This is a genomic window from Stenotrophomonas hibiscicola ATCC 19867, assembly GCF_000382065.1.
GTDB lineage: Bacteria > Pseudomonadota > Gammaproteobacteria > Xanthomonadales > Xanthomonadaceae > Stenotrophomonas > Stenotrophomonas hibiscicola.
In genome coordinates this window covers 244,258-253,220 of record NZ_KB907498.1, presented here as the reverse complement: position 1 = coordinate 253,220, position 8,963 = coordinate 244,258, and the positions used below count along the sequence as shown (strand labels likewise).

The following is an 8,963-nucleotide window of genomic DNA, read 5'->3' as shown; positions in this document are numbered from 1 at the left end:
AAAATCATCGGTCTGCCACCCGTTTTCGGGTGGCAAACTCGCGTTAACATGCGCCGAGTGCGTTTACGTGAGTTGAGCAGGGATGGCAACCAAGCGACGCCGGGGCGACTCCTGGCAGTACACGATCAAACGGGCGGGGCTGCTGCCCAGCCTGTCTATCTGAGCTTCGCCTCGGAGGCGGAGTGCGAGTCGCTGCGCATCGAGGTCTCGGCGGACGATCGGGCCGTGGTGATCGAGCAAACGGCAACCCTGGAGAGGCACTACACCGATGCGGACTGACCTCTGGGATCAATTTGGCGAGTTGGTAAGCAGTAGCCCTCGCTTGCTCGCGACAGTCACCGCTCACAACAGTGACGGCACCAGCACGTTGACCACTTATGACGGGGTGCAGATGCGGGCCTTTGGCCAGCTCCAGTTGGCCATTCCATACAACGTGTGGGTCAGAGGTGGGCGCCTGATTGAGGCCGCACCCAACATGCCGCTCATCGAAGTGACCATCTAGCAAGACAGGGCGCCGCCCGGATGCCGGCAAGCATCCGGGCAGCGCCGCAACACAGGTGATCTCAGCACCTGGCATTGGCGGTGGCCCCGTCGCCCTCGCGAGAGCGGCGGGATTGTCGGCTTCACCACAAGCTAGCCACGTCATAGGTTCATCTTTCTCGTGAAGCGTCGCGGGGCGGTAACGTGCCAAGGCGCACCATCGTCTGGCGGTGAGTTCATCGCGATGGAGTGATTTATGTATGAACGACGTCGAGGGCTACAGGTACGCATCCAGCACCAACTTGAAGGGCTGCGAGCGATATGGATACGGGTCAAGTATCGGAGTGAAAGGCTTCAAGCGATACGGGTACATGCTCGGCGCAGAAGCGACCGTTCCATTGAGGCTGCTTTCCTGCGAGCAGCAAATCCAGCTCAAGATGTTCAGTGAGGCCTGTGCGCGAATCTAGTTGAACATGATCTAGAGGGCTGAAGTCTCAAAAATGCAAGTAGGAGCAGTTAGCGTAAAACTTGAGTGGGCGGCGTAGAACTGCGCCGTCCATCATCGTTCTATTTGCCCGCAGGCGGCTTGGCTTGGGGCGCTCTTGCTTGAGAAATGCAGTGTGAGTGAAGTCGGGTCCTTCATCAGTGGAGGAGGTGGTCCCAGCATCGAGAAGCAAATTCTCTGGCGGCGGTCTCATTGCTCATGTCGCGTGATCGCATGTTGAGTCTCCTCACTAGATCGTCAAGCCAGGCTTCACGGCTCCCATGTGGATCTCTTGTGTAGATGTCGCATGCGATTTTGATGATCGGTTGAATATCTAGGCCGAAGCTGGCTCCAGGAAATGCACCGGAGCCGAAGTGCACGCGCCAATAGATGATCTCTCGTTCGACATCAACGAAGCTTGTATCCCTGCTCATGGCATTTTCCTCGAATGCGCCAAGGTCAGTGTACGCCTGTTGGTCGAATGGGCTCATTCATGTGCTCGGTTCAGTCTTCTCTTGGAAAGCGACCTGCAGCTAACGGGGCGGCGCGCATCCTTCCAGTGCGGTGAGTCCACCGCGATGGAGTAAAGCTATGAATGACTTCAAACGTGATGCATCCAATACCAACAAGCCCGCTGTGGCGGAGCCGGATGCAGGGAAGCAGAAGCAACAGCAACAGGAGCAAGAACGCCAGGACAAGGAGTCCAAAGAGCGTAATGCCAATGAAGGCGGAGCTCATAAGTCGAACAAGTAAGATCGACTGTGAGTAGTTGAAAGAGGGTGGCGCAGGTTTGCGCTGCCCCTTTCTGTAGAAGGAGCGAAGTGCATGAACAGGCTGAGAGACAGGAGCACAGACGCAGAGGCTTTGATGGTGCGGGTGGCATATCAACTTCGGAGCCCGTCTGAGACCACGTTGCTGCCATGCAAAAGGTGCCGGAGACCAAGTCCTGGCGGCTATCTATGTGCCAATTGCCTATGCGACGATCTCGCCGTTCTGATTGAGAACTCGGGGGCTGCAAGTAGATGGCTTTCCTCAGTAAAGATCGCTATCAAAGATGAGGAGACTGTCCTTCTATATGCGAGGAGGGCCGCATCCAAATAGCTGTTTCCCCTCCGGCTACAAGTCGGCAGCGTGACGGACACGGCTTCGAAATTTGCGATTGAACCAATTAGGGAGAAGTGCCATGGGCCTTCAAACCATGCAGTCTAGAATTGAGAGCCGCCTCAATGACTTGATAGAGATATCGCGAGACGGGAAGGCGTTCTATGAGGAAGCCTCGGATCGAATAGAGAGCTCGGAGCTTTCTGATCTCTTCATGGGCATTGCAGGGGTTAAAGGCGAGCTGGTCGAAGAGATCAGTAAAATTGTTTCCACAAGTGGTGGTCGCCCCGCAGAGCGAGGCACATTCGTGGGCGCGATGCATCAGTACTATGGGAAGATGCTCGCCGCGTTTGGCGAGACCCAGTACCAATATGTGAAAGAGTTGGAGAAGTCTGAAGCGCGTCTCGTTCAGACATTCAACGAAGTTCTCAATGATCCGGACCTGTCTCAGGACGTGAAGAGGGAGGTTGCGCGGATGATCCCCAAGGTCAGTGAATGCCATTCCGTGATGGTGAATCGGCTGCAATCGATGCATCCGCACTGAAGTCGAACTTTTCGCAGCAAACTGATACGCCGTAGATGCCCTGCGCGTAGGCCTGATTGCGGAGTCGTTGCCCTGGCTTGTCTGGCTAGCTTGTTGACCAAGTTCAGTCAATTGCTTGGCACCATCGCTAAGCAGCACCGCGCCGGCGCCCATCCCGAACGATTCAGGCAGGTCGCTGCCGCGTTCGCAGCGTGTGCGACGGCCGGTCGTATCCTTCCGGTCATGATTTCCGCCACCTACCAAGGCTTCCGCACCGTGCCGATCCCGTCTGGCTGGGTCCAGACAGGGGAACGGTTGGATCTGTGGTGGAACGGGCGCTCGGTCGCCAATATCACTCCGGCTCCCGGCCGCGGTGCGCGGCTTCACCTAGATGCGCGAAAGATCTTCGAGACCAAGAAGGTCTTCGCCGCCAGCGTGTCTCAAGGTAAGCGCTACGCCGAGCGCTGGTGCGCGGCTAGGCTGTACCCGGAGATGCGCCTGCGCGCCGCTGTGGCGCGGTTGCTCGACACGACCTTGGCCGAGCCGCTCGAACCGCTGCCCGGCCTGCCGCCGACCCGCGAGCAGCAGCAACAGGCCCGGCGTCTGGCCGAGGCCGGAACGAGGGAAGTCGAGCGGATCAAGGCGGCGCTTGAACCGCGCCGACCGCCGAAAGAGACCAAGCCCAGAGCGAAAGACCCGATGAAGTGGTGGGTAAGGGCTGGGAGGATGCCACCTCACAATTCCGGAATGGCTCAGGACGGGGCGTGACCGCCCCGTCCCCGGTCGGCTAAAACCGTTGGTCCCATGGACTGCTCTTTGCAATCTGCCCGGAGGCCTAAGCTCGCACGACCACGGGCAGCCTGGTTCTCGGACGGATTGCAGCCAGAGTTGGATACGCCCGCAATACCCTGTCATAAAGGTCGGGGTGCTTGCGCGCTGTAACCGTAACTACTAGGGCATAGGGTAGTTTCTGTGCCGGATGGACTAACAGCCGACCCCGGTTCCCGAGCTTGATAGTGTTAGGCCGGGTGCAAGATCGGCTACTCGTGGCAAGCGCGACAGTGCGTCGCGAGCCGGGGACGCGCGTGCCACGGCCGATAGCGACTGCGGTGGCAGCTTGGGTGTCGAGCAGGTCTAAGGTGTTGATGTCAAATGGAGTGGCGCGGATTGCAAATCCGTTTACAGCGGTTCGATTCCGCTTGAGGCCTCCAATTGAAAAGCCCTGACTCCGGTCAGGGCTTTTTTGTTTGGCTGCGATCAGTTCCCCGCTCGCGATCACCGCCCGGCTGTCAGTTATGGCAGATGCGGTGGCGCTACACTCGTGTGATGAACCAGATTGATCTCTTCCGCGGGGCTTTGCTCGGCCTCGCGTGCGGCGATGCCGTCGGTACCACGCTGGAATTCAAGCCCCGTGGCAGCTTCACCCCGATTACCGATATGGTGGGTGGTGGGCCGTTCCACCTGCAGCCGGGGCAATGGACTGACGATACCTCCATGGCGATGTGCCTGGCCGAGAGCCTGGCGCGCTGCGACACCTTCGACCCGCGCGATCAGATGAACCGCTACGCCAACTGGTACCGGCATGGGTACTGGAGTGCGACCGGCGAGTGCTTCGATATCGGTATGGCAACGCGGGCTGCCATCGACCGGTTCCTGCAGGACGGCCAACCGCTGGCGGGTAGTGACGACCCACGCAGCGCCGGCAATGGCTCGATCATGCGTTTGGCGCCGGTGGCATTGCGCTACGCCGGGACTCCCGACCTGCAGGCAATGGCCGAGCTGAGTTCGCGAACGACGCACGCTGCGCAGGAGTGCCTGGAGGCGTGCCGCCTGCTGGCCGTCGCGCTGGAGCGGGCGTTGGCAGGCGGCACCCGTGACGGGGTGCTGGATCTCAGCAATGTTCCCGTCGAGAGCGTGCGGCTGCAGCAGATCGCGGCGGGCGGCTACCGCGGTGCCGCGCGTGAGCAGATCCGTGGCAATGGTTATGTTGTTGACAGCCTGGAAGCAGCACTCTGGTGCTTTGATCGCCACGACACCTTTGAAGCCGTCGTACTCGAGGCGGCCAATCTTGGCGAGGACGCCGACACCACGGCCGCCATCGCGGGGCAGCTGGCGGGGGCATTCCATGGTGCGCGCGGAATCCCCGGGCGGTGGTTGCAGCGGCTGGCCCTGCGTGCCGAAATCCAGGCGCTGGCCGATGCGCTGCACGCCTTGAACCAGGGCAGCGACCGCGCTGCGTGAGTCGGGTTCCCTGCCTGTGAACTGCGCCGGCAGGATGCTCCCTGCCGCCGCCATTTCCGACGCCGCGCTACTTCACCTGCAGCCGTTCGCCACGTCCCGATCGCCAGTCTCAGCCGGCCACGACATGGAAAGGCGCTATGGTCGAGTTCCACGTCTCAGGGAGCCGCAATGGCGAGCAAGGACATCACGCGTCGTTCCAGCCACGGAGCGAAACGGAAATGAGCAAAGTCACGGCAGATGTGCGCTGGTTGACCTTTCGCTTGAAGAACGGGCAATCCATCGGGCCGGACCGGTTGAAGGATGGCTGGATCATCGCTTCGGAAACCGCCCGCTGCGGGGTGCGCCGTGAGCATATCGAGGGGTCGGGCCTGGTCTACGCCCTCTATGCGCCGGCCAATCTGGCTTCGCCGCGTCGCGCGGAAATGCGCATGCGCGAATTCCTGATGAGCTCGGGCTACACCTTCACGATGGGCACGCTGGGCGGCTGACCTGCGCGTGGGCCGCGATTGCTCAACGCTGCGCGGCCTTCAACGCCTCGATGATCTGCGCGCCGGAGAAGCCACAATGGCCTTCGCCAACGGGCGGCAGCACCTGTGGCAGCGGACGGGCGCCGGCCCGTGCGGCCGTCTGCGGATACACCGTCTGCATGCGCGGCACGATCGTCGGGTCGTTGTTGTTGAACTGGATCACCAGTGGTCGCCTCAACGCACCGCTCAATGCCAGCTCCCTGCGGACAGCGGCCTGCGCGGCAGGCACGGCATCGACACGTTGCACGCCGGCATTGAACGCCATGTCGTCACCGAAGCCGCTGTAAGCCACACCTCTGTTGCCCACCGGCATGCCGCCACTGCGCGTGGCCAGTTCGTGCAGGACCAGAGCATGCAGGCTGATCGTGCCGGCCAGTGCATCAGCGGACACCTGCAGCCGCTGTGCCAGCAACGCGGCATGCGAGGGGCTGCGTTGCAGCGCATTGGAGATGCCCTGGTACAGTTCGCCCTGTGGCAGCGCAGCCGCGTCGCGTGAGACCAGGCCCGCAGCCGGCAGGCCTTCGGCCTTGGCAAAGAAGTAATCGAAAGCGACCAGCGTGGTCAGCAGATCACTCGCGATCTGTTCGCCACTGAGATTGGCGCCGCATAGCGACACACCACCGGCGTAGTGTTGCGGGAACCGCTCGAGGCTGGCGAGGGTCACGGCGCCGCCCATCGAAAATCCCAGCATCCAGATATGGCGCACATGCTTGAGTTCAGCCACTGCATGCCGGCGCAGGCGTTCCATGTCGGTGATCGCATCGGCCACCGCCCAGCCCTGGCTGGCATAGGCGCTCTGCGCGACGGCGTAGCCTGCAGCCAGCAGTGGCGCGGTGCCGTCATTGGCAGCCATTGGCGTAGCACGTGGCATGCCTACCGGCTCGTAGCCGTGCGCCAGCATCACCAGGTCACCGTTCCAGTCAGCCGGCACGTCCAGGCGCCACGGGGCCCTCTGCAGCTCGCCACTGAACGTGCGCGGTGATGCAGCGGGTGCGGCCAACACCGGTGTCGCCGGGAATAGCAGGGCGAGGGTGAGGGCACATCGTAGCAAGCGACACATCACGAGCATTCCATCCGGAAATGGCGTCAGCTTAGACCCCGCCAGCAGCCTGCGCGCGCTGCACTGCCGCAGGAAGGGCGGGGGGGCGCTCCCCGAGTCGATCACGTCCGCTACGGGAGGATTCCGATACGATGTGTCGCCTTGATCTCTTTCTACTTTACCCAGGGTCCCGTCATGGTCGACCGTCTCGCCATTCTGCTTGAACGCTTTGCGGTCACTGCCTCGGTGTTCCATGCCGGTGCGCTGTGCGGTATCAACATGCTGGAGGGGGAGAATGAGGCCGGGCAGCTGCACCTGGTGCGGCGCGGCCCGTTGCAGGTCAGCCACGGCCGGCAGACCGTGCAGGTCGAGGTCCCCAGCCTGCTGCTGTACCCGCGACCGATGCCGCATCGCTTCAGCACTGATCCGCAGCACGGCGCCGACATGGCCTGCGCCAACCTGCATTTCGAGGGCGGTCGGCTCAACCCGATCAGCGCCGCGTTGCCCGATTTCATCTGCATGCCGCTGGCGGATCTCCATGGCGGCAACGCAGCGCTGGAACTGCTGTTCGAGGAGGCCTTCGAGCAGCGCTGCGGGCGTGCGGTGATGGTCAACCGGTTGTTCGAGGTAGTGATGATCCAGGTGCTGCGCCAGCTGATGGAAGGGGGCGGGATGCGTGGTGGCCTGTTTGCCGGGCTGGGTCATCCACGGCTGCGGCTGGCACTGGTAGCAATGCATGAGGCGCCCGCACAGTCCTGGACCCTGGAAGACCTGGCCGAGGTTGCCGGCATGTCACGCAGCGTGTTTGCTGCCAGTTTCCGCGAGGCGATGGGTACCACGCCCGGGCAGTACCTGCAGGGTTGGCGGGTGGGCCTGGCGCAGCAGGCACTGCGTCAGGGGCGCCCGCTGAAACGGATTGCCGACGACGTGGGTTATGGCAGCGAAGCCGCGCTGTCGCGCGCGTTCAAGGCGCATACCGGGCTGTCGCCGCGGGAATGGCGCGGGCAGACCCGGGCCAGCGCGGCCTGAGCGCTCAGCCCAGCAGCAGCCGGGCCAGCTTCATGCCGCCGAACAGGCCGGCCAGGCCCAGTGCCACCGAGCCGCCGGCATACAGGGCCGCCAGCCCATGCTGGCCGCGCTGCAGCAGCAGGCCGATCTCCAGTGCATAGGTGGAAAACGTGGTGTAGCCGCCGAGGATGCCGGTGGCCAGCAACAATCGCAGCTGTGGCGAGGCGCCATTGCGCATCGCGAAGACCTCGACCACGACGCCCATCAGGAGCGCGCCGCTGATGTTGATCAGGAAGGTCGACCAGGGCCAGGGACTGCCGGCCCCTACCCGCGCGCCGAGCAGATTGCAGGCGTGGCGCAGGCAGGCACCGATGCCGCCTCCGATGAAGACCAGGAAATAGCCGTTCAGTGCGTGCATGGGGTGCCTCGAATACGGGTTCGCAGGGTCAATGGCGAACGCCGAGGGCAGGCACGACCCGCCGTCGACGAACACCGGATTCGTCATGGCAGGAGCCATCAGCCTTCTCAGGCGGTTATCGGGGGAGCCCCATCCCCATCGAGGCCCATGCTACCAGCGGCGGTGCATTTACGTCATCGAGGTCGTCAGAACCCGGGCAACCTTGCTGCGGCTGAAGCCGTCCATCAGCAGTTCAAACGCGAGCAGATCCAAGGCCGCGTGGCGCCGGTGGTCGATCTCCAGACCGTTCTCGGCCACCAGATGGCTGACCAGCTCGTAGGCGTCCTGCCAGACATCCAGGTGGGCCTGGCTGGGGATGTAGGCATTGCCAGGCTCACCGACGCCAAGCCCGCTGACCCCGTACAGCAGCTCGCGTGCGTCCAGCTTGGCCGCATCGGCGATGCGGAACAGCTGTTCGGCCTTTACGTGCGAGGCGCTCACGTGGTCGTTGAGCCAGTTGCTGATGGTTGCTGTCGTTGATTTGGCGGCGCGTGCCAGATCGGCCGGGCGTGGGTGCCCGGCTTTCTTCATGGCTGCCGCGAGTCGTTGGCCGAGAGTATTCATCTATGCAAGCCAGCTTAACGCGTGGATTGCGAAGAAGCCTTGCCGCAAGAATCAGTCTGGTTAACAGAAGGACCGACCGTGACCGAATTCTGGAGCAAGCGGCAGGTACGAACCCGGCTGGGATTCCGCACCGACGCGGAACTGGCGCGCTTCTTTGGCATCAGCCGTTCCGCAGTGTCGCAATGGCCGAGGGACTTTCCCATTCCTCCATTGCGGCAGTACATCCTCCATCAGCGCTACCCGAACCTTTTTCCGACAACTGAAGCGCGGGCAGACGAATCCATCTGATTTGCGCCGCCTTTTGTCGCATCCAGCCTGCTTAGCCCGATGTGCTAAGTACACTTAGCAAAATAGGCAAGTTCAATCGATCCCAAGCTGATAATCAGTGCCGCCTACTGTGGACGTCGTGCTGTGCTTCCAGACGCCTGTCGGCTTCGCCCCATCCGGCACCCCCAGGGCCCCGTATGTAGTTTCGTGAACGATTAATAATTTCAATCACGAAAGTCGCTGCATGTAATTGACCTGTCGTGAAATCTGTG

12 protein-coding genes and 1 riboswitch are annotated in these 8,963 nt (G+C 62.1%); of the genes, 8 read left to right on the top strand and 4 right to left on the bottom strand.

Annotated elements, in window-relative coordinates; genetic code table 11:
- The first annotated feature begins 48 nt into the window (after window positions 1–48).
- Window positions 49–279: a hypothetical protein gene (locus G370_RS0101340; protein WP_019658985.1), complete on the top strand. Its 231-nt coding sequence runs from the start codon at window positions 49–51 to the stop codon at window positions 277–279.
- Between the two features lie 843 nt (window positions 280–1,122).
- On the opposite strand, the gene G370_RS0101325 is transcribed toward G370_RS0101340, so the two are convergent.
- Entirely contained in the window at window positions 1,123–1,455 is a 333-nt protein-coding gene (locus G370_RS0101325; RefSeq protein WP_019658982.1) for a hypothetical protein, read from the bottom strand.
- A 100-nt stretch (window positions 1,456–1,555) separates the two neighbouring features.
- Between G370_RS0101325 and G370_RS1000000121520 the strand changes: the two genes are divergently transcribed.
- The 5 genes from G370_RS1000000121520 (at window position 1,556) to G370_RS0101295 (ending at window position 5,317) form a co-directional block, all read left to right on the top strand.
- Window positions 1,556–1,717 carry a hypothetical protein gene (locus tag G370_RS1000000121520; protein ID WP_019658981.1) on the top strand — a complete coding sequence of 54 codons (162 nt, stop codon included), beginning with the start codon at window positions 1,556–1,558 and terminating at the stop codon, window positions 1,715–1,717.
- 430 nt (window positions 1,718–2,147) lie between these two features.
- Window positions 2,148–2,609: a PA2169 family four-helix-bundle protein gene (locus tag G370_RS0101315; RefSeq protein ID WP_019658980.1), complete on the top strand. Its 462-nt coding sequence runs from the start codon at window positions 2,148–2,150 to the stop codon at window positions 2,607–2,609.
- Window positions 2,610–2,831: 222 nt separating this feature from the next.
- Entirely contained in the window at window positions 2,832–3,356 is a 525-nt protein-coding gene (locus tag G370_RS1000000121010) for a hypothetical protein (RefSeq protein ID WP_050563250.1), read from the top strand.
- Window positions 3,357–3,914: 558 nt separating this feature from the next.
- Window positions 3,915–4,829, top strand: a complete 915-nt coding sequence (locus G370_RS0101300) for an ADP-ribosylglycohydrolase family protein (protein WP_019658978.1) — start codon at window positions 3,915–3,917, stop codon at window positions 4,827–4,829.
- A 218-nt stretch (window positions 4,830–5,047) separates the two neighbouring features.
- Entirely contained in the window at window positions 5,048–5,317 is a 270-nt protein-coding gene (locus tag G370_RS0101295) for a hypothetical protein (RefSeq protein WP_020723485.1), read from the top strand.
- A 22-nt stretch (window positions 5,318–5,339) separates the two neighbouring features.
- Here the strand turns inward: G370_RS0101295 and G370_RS0101290 are convergent, their stop codons facing one another.
- On the bottom strand, window positions 5,340–6,416 hold the full coding sequence (locus tag G370_RS0101290) for an alpha/beta hydrolase family protein (protein WP_019658976.1): 1,077 nt from the start codon (window positions 6,414–6,416) through the stop codon (window positions 5,340–5,342).
- Window positions 6,417–6,590: 174 nt separating this feature from the next.
- Here G370_RS0101290 and G370_RS0101285 point away from each other — a divergent pair, with 174 nt between their 5' ends.
- Complete coding sequence (locus G370_RS0101285; RefSeq protein ID WP_019658975.1) at window positions 6,591–7,424, top strand: AraC family transcriptional regulator; 834 nt, start codon at window positions 6,591–6,593, stop codon at window positions 7,422–7,424.
- A 4-nt stretch (window positions 7,425–7,428) separates the two neighbouring features.
- Here G370_RS0101285 and crcB read toward each other — a convergent pair whose 3' ends face one another.
- Both crcB and G370_RS0101275 read right to left on the bottom strand, forming a co-directional pair.
- Complete coding sequence (gene crcB, locus G370_RS0101280; RefSeq protein ID WP_019658974.1) at window positions 7,429–7,821, bottom strand: fluoride efflux transporter CrcB; 393 nt, start codon at window positions 7,819–7,821, stop codon at window positions 7,429–7,431.
- An 82-nt stretch (window positions 7,822–7,903) separates the two neighbouring features.
- A riboswitch (Fluoride riboswitch) is annotated at window positions 7,904–7,967 on the bottom strand.
- Between the two features lie 22 nt (window positions 7,968–7,989).
- Entirely contained in the window at window positions 7,990–8,391 is a 402-nt protein-coding gene (locus tag G370_RS0101275) for an XRE family transcriptional regulator (protein WP_019658973.1), read from the bottom strand.
- A gap of 111 nt (window positions 8,392–8,502) precedes the next feature.
- On the opposite strand from G370_RS0101275, the gene G370_RS1000000121140 reads away from it, so the two are divergent.
- On the top strand, window positions 8,503–8,712 hold the full coding sequence (locus G370_RS1000000121140) for a helix-turn-helix domain-containing protein (protein WP_019658972.1): 210 nt from the start codon (window positions 8,503–8,505) through the stop codon (window positions 8,710–8,712).
- Window positions 8,713–8,963 lie beyond the last annotated feature (251 nt).

What these genes read in the sequence shown, in the direction of transcription:
- G370_RS0101315 (WP_019658980.1), top strand. Translation starts at nt 2,148, where the DNA reads ATGGGCCTTCAAACCATGCAGTCTAGAATTGAGAGCCGCCTCAATGAC.
- crcB (WP_019658974.1), bottom strand. Translation starts at nt 7,821, where the DNA reads ATGCACGCACTGAACGGCTATTTCCTGGTCTTCATCGGAGGCGGCATC.
- G370_RS1000000121520 (WP_019658981.1), top strand. Translation starts at nt 1,556, where the DNA reads ATGAATGACTTCAAACGTGATGCATCCAATACCAACAAGCCCGCTGTG.
- G370_RS1000000121010 (WP_050563250.1), top strand. Translation starts at nt 2,832, where the DNA reads ATGATTTCCGCCACCTACCAAGGCTTCCGCACCGTGCCGATCCCGTCT.
- G370_RS0101295 (WP_020723485.1), top strand. Translation starts at nt 5,048, where the DNA reads ATGAGCAAAGTCACGGCAGATGTGCGCTGGTTGACCTTTCGCTTGAAG.
- G370_RS0101290 (WP_019658976.1), bottom strand. Translation starts at nt 6,416, where the DNA reads ATGTGTCGCTTGCTACGATGTGCCCTCACCCTCGCCCTGCTATTCCCG.
- G370_RS0101300 (WP_019658978.1), top strand. Translation starts at nt 3,915, where the DNA reads ATGAACCAGATTGATCTCTTCCGCGGGGCTTTGCTCGGCCTCGCGTGC.
- G370_RS0101275 (WP_019658973.1), bottom strand. Translation starts at nt 8,391, where the DNA reads ATGAAGAAAGCCGGGCACCCACGCCCGGCCGATCTGGCACGCGCCGCC.
- G370_RS0101325 (WP_019658982.1), bottom strand. Translation starts at nt 1,455, where the DNA reads ATGAGCCCATTCGACCAACAGGCGTACACTGACCTTGGCGCATTCGAG.
- G370_RS0101340 (WP_019658985.1), top strand. Translation starts at nt 49, where the DNA reads ATGCGCCGAGTGCGTTTACGTGAGTTGAGCAGGGATGGCAACCAAGCG.
- G370_RS0101285 (WP_019658975.1), top strand. Translation starts at nt 6,591, where the DNA reads ATGGTCGACCGTCTCGCCATTCTGCTTGAACGCTTTGCGGTCACTGCC.